The sequence below is a fragment of the Paenibacillus sp. Marseille-P2973 genome, from assembly GCF_018101095.1.
Taxonomy (GTDB): domain Bacteria; phylum Bacillota; class Bacilli; order Paenibacillales; family Paenibacillaceae; genus Fontibacillus; species Fontibacillus vini.
The window spans coordinates 129,252-147,397 of the sequence record NZ_JAGQEH010000001.1; the positions used below are offsets into that span (position 1 = coordinate 129,252).

The window sequence follows — 18,146 nt, forward strand, 5'->3', positions numbered from 1 at the left end:
AACTTTTATCACTTGGGTCCTTTGCCTTTCCCGTTTCCTTTGCCATTCGGTTTCCCTTTATTATTCTCCGCTTTGGAAACGGAATTGGCATTAATCATGCCGGTTTCGGGAATATTCTCATCATCTTCCCAATCCATAACACCATCGTCCTGCTGTTCTTCTCCAGGGAGCGGCAGCTCAGGCACGGTCCCCTGCTTGGCATCGATGTACGAAATCGGGTACGTATCCTGAAGCACGCCGTCGCGCATTACGGACACATAACCATTCTTGTTAGGGGCCAGTACCAGATCGACGGATAAGTATTGCGGTTTGCCGACCGTTTTGGTGCCCCAATCCAGATTTTCGCCGCGTGCATCGCCGTACATAATTTGAATCTTGCTCTTCTGTCCATCCACGGCGGGACCGACCGGCACTTCAAATGTATATTCCAGCGCCTCCGGTGGATAGCCCGAACTTACGGTTATCCTAACTCCTTCGGAGTAGTCAGCCGGCACTTTATCGTTCGGGTTGAACGGCCACTGTTCCATAACTAACCCGGCTTTAGTATCGAAGCTCGATTTTTCCTGAATTCCATCCTTGGCAAGCGGAATATTGCGTTCTTTCAGAATCGCTTCAGCTTCCTTCTGAGTCTTTCCGATTAAATCCGGCATATCGACGCTATCCTGACCCTTGCTGACTTTCAAGACCACATCCACTGTAGCGGAATCAAATTCCTCACCGACATTCGGACTTTGCCCAATGACTTCGCCGATTTCTTTCTCGCTAAAGTCTTCCGTTTTGCTGATTCGGTCCTCATCAATTCCTAATTGAACGAGCTCCGCAACGGCTTCCTCGTAGGTCTTTCCAGTCACAGTGATCATTTTGGCAAGCGGCTTGGCCGTACTGACGGTAAGATCGATCGTTGCCCCTTCTTTGACCGTCGTCCCTTCAGGCTTACTCTGCTCGTAAACAATTCCTTCGTTGACGCCTTCCTTGTACAACCGCTTGACGTCTCCAACTATCAGGCCAAGCTCTGTAAGCTTGGTAGTTGCTTCTTGTTCCGATAAATTGAGCACGCTCGGAACCTTGGTTTCAGGCACGGTAACCATCTTGTTGACATACCAGGCAACACCAAGCATAGCAAGCAGCAGAATCACTGTAAGACTGATCCAAAGGGCGGCTTTGCCTTTTCCTGACCCGTTCTTCTGCGGCTTTCCTTCATCGGAGCCCTGGGAATCTCTCGAAAGCTTGGACCCTGAGGCCGCGGCTTTGCTCTGAGGTTTAATCGCAGGAACGACTCGCGTACTGTCTTCATCGATCTCATCTGCAAAAGACAATTTCGATTCCAACCGTCTTTCCGGCAGAAGACAAGTTTCTAGGTCACGCAGCATTTCTTTGGCCGATTGGTAGCGTTCGGCAGGATTTTTGCGCATCGATTTCAGAATAATATTCTCGACACTTTGAGGAATCATCGGATTAACCTTCCGGGGCTCTTCAAAATGTTCCTGCAAATGTTTAAGCGCTACGCTAATCGGGCTTTCGCCAAGGAAAGGCAATTGTCCCGTCAGCATCTGGTAAAGCACGATCCCCAAAGAATAAAGATCCGACTTCTCTCCGGTGGTTACGCCTTTGGCATGTTCCGGGGAGAAATAATGCACGGAGCCTACAACCGAGCCTGTCTGAGTGATTGTGGCCGAGGTCACCGCCCGGGCGATACCGAAATCCGTTACTTTTACCCGTCCATTGCGACCGATCAAAATATTATGAGGTTTAATATCACGGTGAATAATTTGATTATGATGGGCATGATCCAGCGCGTCAGCGATTTGCGAGGCGATCCGGATGGACTCCTCCACCTGCAGCGGTGCGCGCTCTTTAATAATTTCGTTTAAATTTTGGCCTTCCACGTACTCCATAACGATATAATGAATATCTTCTTCCTGGCCTACATCGTACACGCTAACAATGTTCGGATGTGACAAAGATGCCGCCGATTGCGCTTCCCGGCGAAAACGGCGGATAAACTCCTCGTCATTCACAAATTGTTGCCGCAGCACTTTAATAGCTACAAACCGGTTCAGAAGGATGTCTTGCGCTTTATAAACAAGAGCCATCCCGCCTCCGCCAATTCGCTCGATAACCTGGTAACGACCACCCAGCTCATGTCCGATCATGAATTCCACTCCTTTGCGCTTGACCCTTCTTCTCCGCAATGCTCGAGTAATGCGACGGTAATATTGTCGTCGCCACCGGCCAGCAGGGCAAGCCGAAGCAAACGGTCGGCGCGGTCATTGAGCTCAAGTGCTTCCGATCCGAGCGTTTGGGTCATTTGTTCCAGTGTTACATAATTGCTAAGTCCATCGCTGCAGAGCAACAGGATTTCCCCTTGCTCCAAAATTACGGGATACAAGTCGACAACGACTTGCGGGTCCGTTCCAAGAGCACGCGTGACCACGTTGCGGTGCGGATGCACGTTGGCTTCCTGTTCGCTGATCTGCTTCGTCTTAAGCAGCTCGTTTACAAGGGAATGATCCTCGGTCAATTGGGTCATTTCGCCCCGACTGAACTTGTAAACCCGGCTGTCGCCGATATGGCCGATCATTCCTTCCCGGTCCCCGATCAGCACGGCCACGACGGTCGTGCCCATATTGTGATACTCTTCGTGTTCCGATGCTTCCCGATAAACTACATCATTTGCATGGAGGATCGCCTGCTTTAACTTTTCCCCGCAAGTCTCAACGGAAAGTCCCGAAGGAAGATTATGCAAATCCTGCACAATCGTCTCTACCGTTAACCGACTAGCGGTGTCTCCGGCCTGATGGCCGCCCATTCCGTCGGCAACGATCGCCAGTGTGTACCCTTGCTCCAAACGGGCAACCCAGGAGCTGTCCTCATTTACCGAGCGAACACGCCCTACATCACTTACGTAAACCGTCTTAATCAAATTCGATCACCTCGTACCAGTCTCCATGTGCTTCGCCCGCAATTGTCCGCAAGCCGCCGCAATATCATGGCCTTGCTCTCGGCGGATGGTCACGTTAATGCCGTTTTCCGCCAAAATGCGTTGAAACTGAAAAATGTCGTTTCTGGATGTTCTAACATACTTGCGTTCCGGCACATGATTGACCGGAATCAGATTGACGTGGCAAAGCATGCTTTTCAGTACGCCAGCCAGTTCTTCGGCATGTTCGGGGCGATCGTTTACCCCGCCGATCAGGGCATATTCGAAAGTGATTCTCCGACCCGTTTTGGCGATGTAGTATCGAAGGGATTCCATGACATCGTCAAAAGGAAAGCGCCGGTTTACCGGCATGAGCTTGGATCTTAAAGCATCATTTGGCGCATGGATCGAAATGGCCAAATTGATCTGCGTATCCTCATCGGCAAATTTATAAATATTCGGGACGATCCCGCTCGTTGATACAGTAATATGCCGTTGTCCGATGTTCAAGCCCTTTTCATGGATCATAATTCGCAAAAATTTCATCGTGGCTTCATAATTTTCAAACGGTTCCCCGGTACCCATGATGACAATGCTGCTCACCCGTTCGCCTCGAGGATCGAGTATTTTTTGCGCCTGCACGACCTGGGCAACAATTTCGCCCGCCGTCAGATTCCGCTTCAGGCCACCCAGGGTAGAAGCGCAAAACGTACATCCGACCTTGCAGCCGACTTGCGTCGTCACGCAGATACTGTTGCCGTAATTATGCTTCATGATGACCGTCTCGATCGCATGATCATCATGCAGACCGAACAGGAACTTCACGGTGCCGTCTTTGGATTCATACTTCGTAATTTCATTCAGCGTCACGAACGCAAACTGCTCGTCCAGCTTCTGCCGCAGTCCCTTGGACAGGTTGGTCATTTCCTCAAAGGAATTAACCCGCTTCACATACAACCAATCAAAAATCTGACCTCCGCGGAAAGCGGGCTCACCTTGCTGAATCGCCCATTCCTGCAGTTCTTCCAAGCTATAATCATATATAAAGGGTTTCACTTTTCACACACCTATTCGTATAAATTTATCTGCTGTTTTCCATTCATTCCTCCTATTTTAGCATAAATCGCGATTACACTAAAGAGCAGCCCTTTTTCACGCTCTTATGGAATACTTCCCAGGAAAAGAAGAGAGCCGGCGAGCACCCCTTAGACAGTGCATTCCGGCCCCTCTTCATCAAGCTCTTCAAACCCGAATCGTCCTAAAAATCAATGCGTAACCATAGAACTGAAATCATCCCGGCTCGAACGGTTCGCATCATAAAAGACTACATCTCCGTCCCTAAGCGCAAAAGACCTACCGTAAGGATCGGTCACCGTGCGGGCAAACCCTTCCATCTGAGTCCACTGATTCATGAGGGGAGCGTTAATATATTGCAAATAAGGATTACTCCCGTCCCCGTTCCTTACAGTTTCAATATTGAAATTGACTACAATATACCCGTCCTTCAAAAAAACCGGGGAATGATCGCTCAGTCCGTTATGCGTCCTGCCATATTCGGCGACATTCGTTCCTGCCTTCACGACATAGAGATCTGCGGGAAGACTGTATTCACCGTACCATTTTTGCACGGAAGCATTGACTCTTGCCGGATCAACTCCTGAGGGAATCCCGTTCTTTGGCCCGATCCATGTGCGAATGCGCTCATTCAACTCCAGCAGGCTTAAACTGCCTATCGGCGTCTTTTTCCCGGAAATTCTCCGGATATAATTCTGTACATATTGCGTCCGGCTGATCCCGGATATTTGATCAAAAGTAAAATCATGATCATATTTATAAAGTGCGGTATCGATCAATTCCTCCATCGGGACGCTGCGCAACCGTTCGTTCAGAATAACGTAACGCTGTACTTGATCCCGAGGCGATCCAATTTTGACATAGCTGCGGTTGCCCGCATGATAATACAAATCGGCTTTCATCCGGGTACCGTCTTTGGCGCTGACAAAATAAAACGAAGGAGTGATGCGGATGCGGTCGTTCGGTCCAAACATATTCCCTTTTGTTTTTAAGTCAAATTTGAAATGGTATCCGGTTTTGATGACCACGTTTTGATAGAGCGGATGGCTGCCGGGCCGAATCGGCAGTGTGAATCTGCCCGTATTTCCCCGTGCGGCGCCGTCAATGCCGTTTAACCCGACCCAGTAGGACGTGCCAGTAGGCAACGCAGAACCCGCCGAAGCGCGGAATACCGTCTCCCAGTTATAATCGGAAATATCCGTAATCCGAAAATCATATACCCGTCCGATAACATCCACGGGCACCGTATCATAAGCAATATGATGCGCAAGATCCAGATTCGCATGATTCTGTTGACTCGCCCCGGCAGGCGCATTATGCGCTATCGTCCGAAACTCGACTTCGTAAAAGCCTTCATCGACCCATACCGGAAGCAAGTAAGTGAATGACTCTCGCGTTTTATCGACTTCGATCCATGTGTTTTTCGGATAAAACGTTGTCCGGCTCCCGTCATACACATCAAAAGGAAAGCGGACCTGCTTGCTGCCTATGTATTTGAGATAGTTATTGTACCCATAGCCCCTGTAGTTGGCATGTTGTCCGCTGTTAGGCATTTCAACCGTGAACGGACGATCAAGGATGACCGCGGACCGCCCTGCTGCCGGACGGGTCTTCTGATTGTGCTCGGCATCGTCCGAAACCTCAGGATATATGACTACAGGAGTATGGACCGTCACCGGGTTGATCCCGTAAATAGCGTAATTCACATTCGCTCCGCCATTAATATTCCCGCTCATTAAGCCGTAATAAATCGTTCCCGTGCTGGGTTGGCTCGGTTGGTTGATTTTACTCGTTGGAATCGTATTTCCAGGACTATAAAGCACATTTTGGCTGATTTCCGGCGGCAGCGGCACTTGATTTGGCGTTGGCCCGCTTTCATTACTTTGATCCCCGCTCATAATAGTAGAGCCGTTAAATGTGAGACTGTCATTTTTGACCTTAACCTTTTCAACGGCCTGTTCCGCGTAGGACTCCAGATTTTCATTCGAAATATCCGGCTTTTCCTTACCTCCCGACTTACTTCCTTTAGGCGCATCTACCGAACTGGGAGGGTTCGGGGGCGTATACCCGCTTGACTTCGAAGCCGAGAAGCTTGGCGGTGAATACCCGCTGGGCGTAATCGTGATGCCGCCGCCATTAAAGGCGTAATTCCACAATTTCGCCTGATCGATCTGATATACCTCAAGATTGTCAATAACCCAAAAAGAATAAGGCCTCTCGATCGTATATGACTTCGTCAGCGTCTCCGTTGCCGTTTGCGGATCTGGCGCATCCATTTCCCCGGTACCATCCGGCTTGGGCACCTTTTTTCCGGGATCCCACTTCAGCTCATATTCCCGGTTCACAGTAACCTCATATGTACATTTCCCACTCATTTGCACGAATTTATTTTTTGAAAGATAGCTCTTAGCCCATACATTCCCGTACAAACTTTCCGAAGTAGGAATTCCATCAAGCACATCAAAACGCTCATTCCCCCGAGCATCCGCCTTGATTACGGCCCTGACGTCAGGAGGCGTTAGCGAGGATTCCTTGACTTGGCCGCTTGGGCTTGGCTCGGTGCAGCCGCCCGGGTTCGTGGTTCCTCCACCAGGGGGAGGTCCATCGCCTTCCTTATAGTAAATTTTCATTTTATCTGGGTATTGATAAGTATATGAGGTTAGGATAAACCAACTAGAATTAAGATAATACATCATCGCTGCGTTGCCGCCGGCGGGTAGTGGAACTTTATAACCTTCATGATCATAATTTTGAATGTAGTGAACATCGACCTCATCTAAACTTTTGACAACGAGACTTCCAATTTGGGTTGTAGGATCAACTCTACCTTCCCCATGTGGGTACTTAACATTAGTACGATCTATTTCAGCATCCACATTTACTCCGATTTGAGTCTGGTTTAATCGTCGTAACAATTGAATGTCATCATTGATAACACCTGTTTTAAAGTTCCCGCTGTAATAATCTGTATTCATATACGCCGTAGAACGTATCGATGAGACAGGGATATCTACTTTGACCCCAGGATACATATCGGCCCCATGAGCGTCTTTGGGGACGCTAAAGCTTTCCAGAATAGTATAGTCACCAGAACCTGGCGTCCATTTCGTTGCTGCAGCGGAACGCTGCCATGCAAAGAAGCCCCCGTATTCCATACGGTTCTTGTCAGTAGTTACTGTAACCTGATTCCCCTCTAAACTCACCTTGTTATCTATAGACTGATATCCCCAGTTCAAAGTTTTAACTACATCCCCATTCATATAAAATTCAATTTTTGTAATGATTTTACCCTGACCCACATCCACCTTAACCTGAGGTTGAAGAGTTTTGAACTTGGTGAAGACCGACCCGGGCGTATCTAGCCGATTATCTTCGCTGAGGATATAGGGAATGTTTTCTATAGGCAAACTCTGTTCTACGTCACTAGACTGAGCCATAGCAGGGGTGGTCATTATAGCCAAACACAGCAATAAATAAAAAGAGCAGTTTACCCATTTACACTTCAATCATCATCACCTAATATTTTTTTTAAATGGACCATCAATTTTTAATAGAATATTGGACTTATAACCATATTTGCTTCGGACAGGAGTAAAAATTCGAATTTCAATAGGATGAATCCCCTGCGTCCAACCTATCTTAGGAAGGATATGACCGTTAATGTCAGCAACCTTTTTATGAAATAGACTTCCAATTCCATTTAATTCTCCATGAAAAAACGCTTCTCTATCTGGTGATTCTATTCCATCTATTCCAAAAAACGGACCCTCAGGATTAGAATAATATAAATTCGAATCGTTATTATAAACTTCCTTTCCTTTAAAAAATAAGAAGTAACTCGCCGGAAGCTTCTTTAACGGAATGAATTTCGTAGGAACCCCGTTTACCGCAGAAGCAAAATAATCCCACTTCAACTCCTCCAACGGAGGCAGCAACTTCAGGTTCGGATCGTTAGGATCTTCTAAATCAATCGCAATTAGCGCTTCTAACTCGCCTTTATATTTTCCGTTACCCGGATCAACAACCATCAAGTCTTTGCGCCAAAGTTCTTCTACAGGCTTGCCATTCAACTGCTTTTCATTGGTTACAAAAACTTCCGGCATCACCGTAAAAATATTAGTACCATGCCAGGCGATTTCAGCACTGGAGACCGCATATTTATCCACAGGCAATACGGCTCCCTCACGTGATTTGAGTATACGCTCAATAATCGTTACCGCCTGAGCCCGAGTTGTCGTTACTTTCTCACCCAGTTGACCTTTACCGAGCCCTGTAATCAATCCTTTTTTTGTAGCTAAATAGAACCACTTATCATCATCGTCCGTGCTCTCGCCTACAGCACGCGCTGCAATACGAGCCATTTCCTTTCTCGTAATGTTAGCCCGCCATGACGCATCCGAATTACTAAAATCGGCCGTACTATATAGCTTTTTCTCTTCAGCCGTCCGAACAAAACCGTCATACCACTTTGCACCACTAGCGATCTGATCTGCCTGATCTTCCGTATACCCTAATGCGGAAACAACCAGTTTCACAAATTCAGCACGACTGATTTCCAAATCAGGTTTGAATAGTTCTCCAGGGTATCCGGAAACATAACCTTTCTCAACTGCAGTCATAATTGTACTTCTGGCCCAGTGTCCGGAAATATCATTAAAGGCATCGTGTTGAATTTCAGCATTGGACTTTGATGTAAGGCCTGGCAGACTTGCTAATACAAGAGCTAGCCCCAAGGTAATGGTTACTTTTCTATTCATTACAATTCGCTCCCGTCAACTTTAGAAATTTAATACCTACTCTTTCGTGAATCGCATCACACATACCTCCTTTTGAATTACTAATTTGATAATATAAGGAAATTAAGCAACAAAAAAACACACCTTCATCCATCGCATTGCGACAATAAAGGTGTGCTTCACCAAATCCAGTATATACCAGTAAACCAAATTCGTAAATGGTTATGTCGTAAACAGTCTATTTTATTAAACCACTTAGGCCTGCTTGACCAACCGCGCAATATAAAATCCGTCCGAATGGGCATCCTGGGGTAAAATTTGCAGCCCCACCGATTCGCGTGATCTTGCTTCCCGCAAATGATTCCAGCTCTCCGGCTGCTCTTCAGCCGGTCTGAACTCCGGATGGCGCTCCAGGAAGGAGCGAACCATATCCTCGTTCTCCGCTTTTTCAATGGTACAGGTACTGTAAACCAGCACGCCTCCGGGTTTAACCAATCCGCAAACGGCATCAAGCAATTCACGTTGAACTCCAGAGATTTCCTTGATATCCCCCGGCGTTTTGGCCCATTTTAAGTCCGGCTTGCGGCGAATGACGCCAAGTCCTGAACAAGGCGCGTCAAGCAGCACACGGTCAAAAGACTCCGGCTCGAACTGCTCAGCAAGCTTGGAGGCATCCCCGGACAACGTCTGGATATTATCGAGTCCCAAGCGGATTGCATGATCTTGAATCAGCTTCGCTTTGTGATGATGGATGTCATTTGCGATAACCTTACCACTGCCATCCATGATCTCCGCCATATGGCATGTCTTACCGCCAGGTGCCGCACAACAGTCCAGCACGCTCATTCCAGGCTGAGGACTCACGGCCTCTCCAACCAGCATGGAGCTTTCATCCTGAACGGACAACAGGCCTTCCTTGTACCAAGGGGTAAGCGCCATATTCCCTCCGCTTTCCACCAGAATCCCATCCGGCGACATAGAGGAAGACACAGCCTCAAGCCCTTGCTTTTGCATCAGATTAAGCAGCCCTTCCCGGCTAACTCGAGACCGGTTGACTCTAACGCTGACGGAAGGCGGTTCATTGTTAGCGCGGCAGATGTCCTCTGCCGTTGCTTCATCGTACTGCTTTACCCACCGGGCTACCAGCCATTCCGGATGAGAATGCTGCAGCGCGATCCGCTTCACCGGCGGCAAATCCTCCGGCAACACCAATTCTTCCTTCCTGCGCAGCACATTACGCAGCACCCCGTTCACCATTCCCGAAATCCCCTGATGTCCCCGGCGTTTTGCGATATTCACCGCTTCATTGACCGCAGCGTGAGGTGGAATCCGATCCAGGTAATACAGCTGATAGAAACTGAGTCTTAACAAATTCCGAACCCAAGGCTGCAGCTTGGCCAATCCTTTGGCAATAAACGGCTCCAAAAAATAATCGATCGTGTTCATCCGGGAGATCGTCCCGTACACAAGTTCCGTTGCAAGTCCCGCATCCGCGCCGGACAAGCCGGATTTTTGGAGCGCACCGTTCAGGAGCAAGTTGCTGTAGGCCCCCTCTTGTTCTACCGCCGTTAATACCTGAAGCGCTGTGTCCCTAGCAGTCGTTTGAACGGATTTAGTCCGTCCGCCGCCCGGTTTGGAACCTCCCCCGCTTCCTGCTCCACTGCTTTTTCCTTGTTTCCGGTTTGGCCCTTTGTCTGCGCTCATGACAGGACCGTGCCTTTCTTCATCACGCCGCCGCGGATAAATTCGGATGACTCCATCGCCTTTTTGCCCGCGGGCTGAACCCGGGTCAGAAGCACGGATCCGTCACCCGTTTTAACTTCGATTCCTGCAGGAGACAGTTCCAGCACCGTGCCTGGAGCTTGTCCGGAAGCTGCTCCCTTCCCGCTTTGCGAAGGATTTGCGACAGACCATACCTTGAACACTTCGCCATCCCAAGTCGTAAATCCGCCCGAAAAAGGAACCAGCCCGCGTACCCGATTGAAAATATCCCGCGACGATGCGCTCCAATCGATCCGCTCATCTTCACGGGACAGATTGGGTGCGTAAGTGGATTCGGCATCATTCTGCGGAATCCGCTCCGCCTTTCCGTCTACAATGAGCGGAAGCTGTTCGATTAGAAGCTCGGCCCCAGCGACGCTCAACTTTTCAAAAATAGAGCCAGCCGTATCCTCGTCTTCTATCGGTACTACCGATTTAGCGATCATATCGCCCGTATCGAGACCTTCGGCCATATACATCAACGTAATGCCGGTTTCTTGTTCCCCGTTAATGATCGAACGCTGGATCGGCGCCCCGCCTCGATACTTAGGTAGCAAAGAACCGTGGACATTCAGACATCCGTATTTCGGGAGGTCAAGCACCGCTTTGGGCAAAATCTGGCCATAGGCAGCTGTCACGATAAGATCGGGCTTCAGCGCGGCCAGCTCTTCCACAGCCTCCGGTGAGCGCATGCGTTGCGGTTGCAGCACCGGAAGACCATGTTTCAATGCAGCCTCTTTTACCGGGGTCGGGGTAAGCACTTTTTTCCGGCCTTGCGGACGGTCCGGCTGCGTCACAACTCCCACGATATGATAACCTTCCTTCAGCAAAGCCTCAAGGGAAGGGACCGCAAATGCCGGAGTTCCCATAAAAACAATATTCACGGAGAGATCACTCCTTCTCTTCTTCCTCAGGGGGAATTTCATATACATGTTCCGCGATGTCGGTATACAGAACACCGTTCAAATGGTCGATTTCATGCTGGAATGCTCTCGCGAGCAAATCGGACCCCGTATAGGTAACTTCGTTGCCGTTGCGGTCCAATCCCTTAACGGTCACCGTTTGCGCCCGGCGAACATCCCCGCGGTAGCCCGGAATACTGAGGCAGCCCTCGGGACCAAATTGCTCTCCATCTTTAGAGACAATTTCCGGATTGATCAGTTCGATCAGTCCGTTGTCGTCACCGACATCAACGACGATTACTCTTTTAAGAATCCCAATTTGCGGTGCGGCAAGGCCGACTCCCTCTGCTTCGTACATCGTATCAGCCATATCGGTCAAAAGCTTTTGCACGTTCGGCGTAATTTTTTTGACTTCCTTCGCTACCTGGTGCAGCACTTCATCGGGTTCCATTACGATAATTCTCAATGCCACAATATCCACCATCTTTCAAGAAATTATTCCTAATATATTATTTAGTAATACGCCCCAGAGGTTCCCAACGCATCTCTTCTAATTGGAAATATCCAATCAAAAAGCGCACATACTCCCTTAAAACGTTATTCGAATGGAAATATCCAATAGAATAATAAAAAATTGGCCCAATCGAGGCTTTATCAATCATTTCATTGGAAATATCCAATTAAAGCCTCACTTCGAGCAACTTGGCACACTCCCCATTGGATATTTCCAATGGGCTTTCGCTGCGCCAGCCAGATGGTCGGTCAAAAACGACCGCCTACATCAACATTTGAGGGTCTACATCGATGCTGATTTGCAGCGATGAGTCGCGTAGATTAGCCAGTGTATCCGCCGCCGTTTCCCTGACCAGCCGGACAGCTTCGAGCGGACCGCGGTACTTCACCATGCACTGGAACCGATAGCGGTTCTTGATGCGCGGAATCGGTGAAGCGACGGGTCCCAGGATGTCGAGCGCCTCCGCCGCAAAGCGGTCCAGGTTGCCGTACCAGCCGAGCCGCTGGGCCTTACCCCGCAGATCTCCGGCAAAATTCTCCGCCATCCGCAGCAGCAGCGGCAGCTTTTCATGTGACAGCGTCACAAGAATCAATCGACTGTACGGCGGATAATGCAACGCCCTGCGATGATTGAGCTCCTCCCGGACGAACGATCCGTAATCATGCCTGCTGGCATGAATGACGGAATAGTGATCCGGCATGTAGGTTTGGATGAACACTTCGCCGGGAAGCTGATGTCGTCCGGCGCGTCCGGCTACCTGAGTAAGCAGTTGGAACGTTTTCTCCGCAGAGCGGAAATCCGGAAAATTCAGCGCCGTATCCGCCGCGATTACGCCAACCAGCGTCACATCAGGGAAATCCAGCCCTTTCGCAACCATCTGGGTACCGAGCAGCACGTCGCCCTTTTTTTCCCGGAATGTTTGCAGCAATTTCTCGTGAGAGCCTTTCTCCGTTGTCGTATCCACATCCATCCGAATGACCCGGATTCCCGGAAACAGCTTCGCCAGTTCTCCTTCGACCCGCTGCGTCCCGGTTCCGAAATACCGGATATGCTCGCTGTTGCATTCGGGACAGATCGATGGTGCCGGAGCGGCGTAACCGCAATAATGGCAGCGCAGATTGTTTGATTTTTGGTGATAGGTCAGCGAAATATCGCATTCCGGACAGCCGGCCACATAGCCGCAAGTCCGGCACATGACAAAGGTGGAATGTCCTCTGCGGTTCAAAAGCAGAACGGTCTGCTCACCCCGTTCCAGCCGAGCTGCGATTCCCTCATGCAGCGCCCGGCTGAACATTGAGCGGTTGCCATCCCGCAGTTCCTCCCGCATATCCACGATATTTACCCCGGGCAAATGGCTGCCGGAAGGACGCTGCTTCATCTCCAGCAACAGCGGAGCAAAGTTGTCGTCCGCCTGCGAACGCGCCGCATGATAGCTCTCCAGCGACGGTGTCGCCGAGCCGAGAATGACTGCAGCGTTATGTTGGTGTGCCCGGTATACCGCCACATCCCGCGCATGGTATTTCGGTGTTTCCTCCTGCTTATAGGAGGTCTCGTGCTCTTCATCCATCACGATCAAGCCCAAATCCGCAAACGGAGCAAACACCGCGGACCGGGCACCGATTGCGACCTGAACCCGGCCTTCACGGATTTTGCGCCATTCATCATAACGCTCTCCCGTAGACAGGCGGCTATGCATAACCGCCACCTTGCCGCCGAAGCGTCCTTTAAAACGCTCGACCATCTGCGGTGTCAACGAAATTTCCGGCACCAGCACAATAGCTTGGCGCCCCAATGAGATGCAGCGTTCGATCGTCTGCAAATAAACTTCCGTTTTACCGCTGCCGGTCACGCCGTGCAGCAAAAACACGCCATAGCTTCGTTCATCCAAAGTTTCGGTTACCTTGCCGTACACGACCTCCTGCTCAGCGGTACGCTCCAGCGGCTCGGTACCCTTGAAATGACGATTCCGGTAAGGATCTCGGAACACTTCTACGTCCTCGATGACCGCAAAGCCCTTTTCAGCCAGCTTGGCTACCGTCCCCGCGGTTACCCGCAACGTTGACAACACTTCCTGCAAGGATAACGGAACACCGACCTCGAGCAGGAATTGCAAAACCTCTTTTTGGCGCCGGGCCTGTCCGCTAAAGGAAGCCAACGCTATCTCCGCTTCTTCGCCGCTCACTGCGGCAGACACCGTCTTTACCGTCTTTTTGCGGACCTTGTCCTTGATCATCTGCGTTTCCGCCAGAATTCCGCGCCGGATAAGTCCCTTAAGATTACCGGCCCGGTCTGCAAAACGGGCGCTCAAATGATCCATCGTCACCTGGCCTGCTGCTTTGACATAGGCGACGATCTCCTTTTCTTCTCCCGTAAGCAGCTCAGGAACAGCGAACAAACCGTCCGAATAGGCATTTCCAGCCGATGTATCCGCCTCCGACAAAGCGTCTTGTCCGCCTTCATCTTCAGCCACGGAAATATATCTTTCCGCCTTGCCTTTAAGCGCGGCGGGGATCATCACCTGCAGTGCCGAGATCATGCTGCAGGCATATTTCCGGCTCATCCACTCTGCCATTTCAACGAGGTCCGGTGGTAGTGGAGGCATTAAATCCAGCAGTTCCTGGATCGGCTTCATCCGAGCCGGGTCCATGTCCGACTCCCGGTGCAGCGACAGAACAAATCCCTGAACCGTCCTCCGTCCAAACGGAACGCCGACCCGGCTTCCTACTTCAATCCAACCCTTCAGCTCATCCGGGATTAAATAGTCAAAAGGCCGATCGGTCTCCCGGCTCGGCACATCGACTATGACTTTGGCAACCTTGTACGTCATTGAATCACTCCCGGTAATCGTACCGCTGCTATCTCCATAATCCGCATCCCCAGCTCATCCTTGGCTAAAAGCGGCAGAGATTCAACCAGACCGGCCTTGTCGTAAATATTCACCAGGTTCGTGTCTGTGCCAAAGCCGGCGCCTTCCCGGGTGACGTCATTTGCAACGAGGAGATCGCAATTTTTCCGCTGAAGCTTATCCATTGCATACTTCTCCAGGTCATTTGTTTCGGCCGCAAAGCCGATTAGCAACTGCTTCGTCTTTTGTTTGCCCAGCGACTCCAAAATATCGATATTTTTCACCAGCTCCAAAGTCATCGTATCTCCGGATTTTTTGATTTTACGGTCGGACACTTCCTTGGGCCGGTAATCCGCTACGGCAGCAGCTTTTACCAAGATATCGGTATCGTTCCATTCCGCCAATGCCGCTTCATACATCTCCTGTGCGGATTCCAGACGAACGACCCGGACTCCAGCAGGCATAGGCAAATGCGTGTTTGCTGCAAGCAAAGTGACGTTTGCTCCTAAAGCATGTGCAGCTTTCGCTACCGCAAAGCCCATTTTACCCGATGAGTCATTGCTAATATAGCGGACCGGATCGATCCGTTCGACGGTTCCTCCTGCGGTCACTACCACTTTTTTGCCTGATAAAGGCAGTGTATTCCGCTGTTCCTGACGTTCAAAATAAGAACGCACCACAGCCACGATGCTCTCGGGTTCTTCCATCCGCCCTTTACCGGTGTACCCGCAAGCCAGCAGCCCTTCCCCCGGCTCCACCATCATAACGCCGCGAGCGGCGAGCTCGGCAAGGTTCCGGATTACCGCCGGATGCACATACATGTGCACATTCATCGCGGGCGCCAGCATAATTGGCGCCTGGGTAGCAAGCAGCGTCGTCGAGAGCATATCATCGGCGATGCCCGCCGCCATTTTCCCGATGATGTTGGCCGTCGCAGGTGCGATCAATACCAGATCGGCCCAGTCGGCCAAATCGATATGGGCGATAGCCATCGGATTCTTTTCATCAAAAGTATCGGTGTACACCGGATTTTTAGACAAGGCCTGCAAGGTCAGCTCCGTAATAAACTTCGTGGCCGATTCCGTCATAATAACGCGGACCTCCGCCCCTTGCTGTACGAGCTTGCTGCACAACGAAGCCGCCTTAAAAGCGGCAATGCCTCCGGTTACGCCAAGCAGAATTTTTTTTCCGTTCATCAATGCCGTTCCCCTCGCTTTCTCCCAAAACCTTAACGACAGAAAAAAATAACAACCTCGCGGTTGTCCTAAAGAGGTTGTTATTCTAATTCCTCGACCCACGAGGTCATATGAAACTATTTGTTTTCGTCGGGCTCAACCTGGCTGCCTTGTCTAAGCTGCACGTAGTCACCATAAATTTCTTCCAAAGCCACGCCGACCTGCTTATGGGATCTGGGCTGTTTTAATTCGCTCTTCTCCCCTTCTCTCAGTTGTCTTGCTCTGCGGGAAGCAGCTACAACCAGGGAGTATTTACTGCCGACCTTGCCCAGCATTTTATCAATCGATGGATACAGCATTAAGAAACACCTCTTCTATTAGACTCATTTGCCAATCTGTAATTCTTTAGCCTTGTTCTTGACCTTACAATGTTCGGCCACGATAATCGATTCTATTCTTTGGCATGCCAGTTCGATCTCGTCATTCACGACCGCGTAATCGTAATTCTCAAGCAGACCGATCTCATGGGCTGCCACAGACATCCGGTGGTCGATCGTTGCCTGATTTTCGGTTCCCCGGCCTTGAATCCGGCCTTTCAGTTCATCCAGCGACGGCGGCAACAGAAAAACAAAAATGCCTTCGGGAAATTTTTCTTTTACCTTAAGCGCCCCTTGAACCTCAATCTCCAGAATGATGTCCTTACCGCTCTCGATCGTCTGTTCTACGAAATCTCTTGGTGTCCCGTAATAGTTTCCAACATACTCCGCATGTTCCAGCAATTGATCCTTTTCGATCATTTCCAAGAACTGTTCGCGGGATTTAAAAAAATAATTCACTCCATGCTCTTCACCGAGCCTAGGACCCCGTGTAGTCGCCGAAACGGAATAGACGAGTCCGGGCAAACGACGCCGCAACTCGTTACATACCGTACCTTTTCCTACACCCGAAGGTCCTGATAATACAATGAGTAACCCTTTAGCCATATTTCTCTCCATTTTATTCGTCGTTGTCGTCATCTTTAGTGGAAAGGCGATGGGCGACCGTTTCCGGCTGTACCGCCGACAGGATGACATGATCGCTGTCCGTAATGATCACCGCACGGGTGCGGCGGCCGTATGTAGCGTCGATCAGCATATGCCGGTCCCTTGCCTCCTGAATAATCCGTTTGATGGGAGCGGATTCCGGGCTCACGATAGAAATGATCCGATTGGCCGATACGATATTACCAAAGCCGATGTTAATAAGTTTAATAGCCATGTTAAGGTAGTTCCCCCTATTTTACTTGACTCACCAGTGTCAAATGTGACGCTATTCGAGATTCGCCGCCTGCTCGCGAATTTTCTCCAGCTCCGCTTTCATTTCCACGACACGGTTGACCAGAGCCAAATGATTGGCTTTCGATCCAATCGTATTCGTTTCCCGGTTCATTTCCTGTATCAAAAAATCAAGCTTGCGTCCCACCGGCTCGGAAGCTTGCAGCAGCGTCCGGCATTGTACGAAGTGGCTTCCCAGCCGGGTCAGCTCTTCGTCGATATTCGAACGATCTGCAAACACCGCAACCTCCATAGCGAATCGGTGTTCATCAAAAGCTCCCTCGAGCAGTTCGGATAGACGTGACTTAAGGCGGCTCCGATAGTCGCTTACCACCTGAGGAGCCATAGCGATAAGCTCCGCATGAATCTGCTCCAGCCTGACTAAGCGCTGCTCCAGATCGGCGGCCAAATGAAGGCCTTCCTTTCTGCGCATCTCCAGCAGTCCGGCCAAGGCTTCTTCCAGTCCGTCGACGAGTACGCTCTCCCAGGCCTCGCCCGCGGTATCCCCATCAAGTGCATGATCCGGCGATACCAAAACATCGGGAAGAGACAGCAGATCCTTGGCATTCAGCGAACTTTCCAATCCGTATTTCACCTTCAGATCTTCAGCCGCCCGCAAATAAGACTCCACCACGCCGGAATTCAGAACAAAAGGCAGGGTACTGTCGTCATCCTGCTCTTTGCTGATATATACATCAACCCGTCCCCGTTTTAAGTCACGCTGAACCAATCGCCGTAATCCGTCCTCATAACATGTCCATTCACGCGGCATGCGCAGAACGACTTCGGAATAGCGGTGATTGACGGATTTTATTTCAAATTGAATGATATATCCGCCGAAGATTCTGGCGGAACTACCGTATCCTGTCATACTATGAGACAAAGGCATCACATCCGTTACCCTAT

General features: G+C 50.1%; 14 protein-coding genes. All 14 read right to left on the minus strand.

The window, feature by feature from the left end; all coding sequences use genetic code 11:
- Positions 1 to 8: 8 nt before the first annotated feature.
- Complete coding sequence (pknB, locus tag KB559_RS00655) at positions 9 to 2,153, minus strand: Stk1 family PASTA domain-containing Ser/Thr kinase (protein ID WP_211019668.1); 2,145 nt, start codon at positions 2,151 to 2,153, stop codon at positions 9 to 11.
- Positions 2,150 to 2,923 (minus strand): Stp1/IreP family PP2C-type Ser/Thr phosphatase, encoded by a 774-nt coding sequence (locus KB559_RS00660; RefSeq protein ID WP_211019669.1) that lies wholly within the window; start codon positions 2,921 to 2,923, stop codon positions 2,150 to 2,152. The genes pknB and KB559_RS00660 overlap by 4 nt, the downstream gene beginning before the upstream one ends.
- 6 nt (positions 2,924 to 2,929) lie before the next feature.
- Positions 2,930 to 3,976, minus strand: coding sequence for a dual-specificity RNA methyltransferase RlmN (gene rlmN, locus KB559_RS00665; RefSeq protein ID WP_211019670.1), 1,047 nt, complete (start codon positions 3,974 to 3,976; stop codon positions 2,930 to 2,932).
- A 209-nt stretch (positions 3,977 to 4,185) separates the two neighbouring features.
- Complete coding sequence (locus KB559_RS00670) at positions 4,186 to 7,431, minus strand: DUF5704 domain-containing protein (protein WP_211019671.1); 3,246 nt, start codon at positions 7,429 to 7,431, stop codon at positions 4,186 to 4,188.
- Positions 7,432 to 7,506: 75 nt separating this feature from the next.
- Positions 7,507 to 8,751: an S-layer homology domain-containing protein gene (locus KB559_RS00675; protein WP_211019672.1), complete on the minus strand. Its 1,245-nt coding sequence runs from the start codon at positions 8,749 to 8,751 to the stop codon at positions 7,507 to 7,509.
- A 234-nt stretch (positions 8,752 to 8,985) separates the two neighbouring features.
- A complete protein-coding gene (gene rsmB / locus KB559_RS00680) occupies positions 8,986 to 10,434 on the minus strand; it encodes a 16S rRNA (cytosine(967)-C(5))-methyltransferase RsmB (protein WP_211019673.1) in 1,449 nt (482 codons plus the stop codon).
- Positions 10,431 to 11,375 carry a methionyl-tRNA formyltransferase gene (gene fmt / locus KB559_RS00685; protein WP_211019674.1) on the minus strand — a complete coding sequence of 315 codons (945 nt, stop codon included), beginning with the start codon at positions 11,373 to 11,375 and terminating at the stop codon, positions 10,431 to 10,433. Before fmt ends, rsmB begins: the two co-directional genes overlap by 4 nt.
- A 7-nt stretch (positions 11,376 to 11,382) precedes the next feature.
- The gene (gene def, locus KB559_RS00690) at positions 11,383 to 11,865 is read right to left on the minus strand and encodes a peptide deformylase (protein ID WP_211019675.1); all 483 of its coding nucleotides are present in this window, start codon (positions 11,863 to 11,865) and stop codon (positions 11,383 to 11,385) included.
- Between the two features lie 304 nt (positions 11,866 to 12,169).
- On the minus strand, positions 12,170 to 14,734 hold the full coding sequence (gene priA / locus KB559_RS00695; RefSeq protein ID WP_211019676.1) for a primosomal protein N': 2,565 nt from the start codon (positions 14,732 to 14,734) through the stop codon (positions 12,170 to 12,172).
- On the minus strand, positions 14,731 to 15,951 hold the full coding sequence (gene coaBC / locus KB559_RS00700) for a bifunctional phosphopantothenoylcysteine decarboxylase/phosphopantothenate--cysteine ligase CoaBC (protein ID WP_211019677.1): 1,221 nt from the start codon (positions 15,949 to 15,951) through the stop codon (positions 14,731 to 14,733). The genes priA and coaBC overlap by 4 nt, the downstream gene beginning before the upstream one ends.
- Positions 15,952 to 16,064: 113 nt before the next feature.
- Positions 16,065 to 16,286: a DNA-directed RNA polymerase subunit omega gene (rpoZ, locus tag KB559_RS00705; RefSeq protein ID WP_211019678.1), complete on the minus strand. Its 222-nt coding sequence runs from the start codon at positions 16,284 to 16,286 to the stop codon at positions 16,065 to 16,067.
- A 24-nt stretch (positions 16,287 to 16,310) separates the two neighbouring features.
- Positions 16,311 to 16,910 carry a guanylate kinase gene (gmk, locus tag KB559_RS00710; protein ID WP_211019679.1) on the minus strand — a complete coding sequence of 200 codons (600 nt, stop codon included), beginning with the start codon at positions 16,908 to 16,910 and terminating at the stop codon, positions 16,311 to 16,313.
- A gap of 13 nt (positions 16,911 to 16,923) precedes the next feature.
- Positions 16,924 to 17,184 carry an extracellular matrix/biofilm regulator RemA gene (remA, locus tag KB559_RS00715; RefSeq protein WP_005548256.1) on the minus strand — a complete coding sequence of 87 codons (261 nt, stop codon included), beginning with the start codon at positions 17,182 to 17,184 and terminating at the stop codon, positions 16,924 to 16,926.
- A 51-nt stretch (positions 17,185 to 17,235) separates the two neighbouring features.
- On the minus strand, positions 17,236 to 18,123 hold the full coding sequence (locus KB559_RS00720) for a YicC/YloC family endoribonuclease (protein ID WP_211019680.1): 888 nt from the start codon (positions 18,121 to 18,123) through the stop codon (positions 17,236 to 17,238).
- Positions 18,124 to 18,146 lie beyond the last annotated feature (23 nt).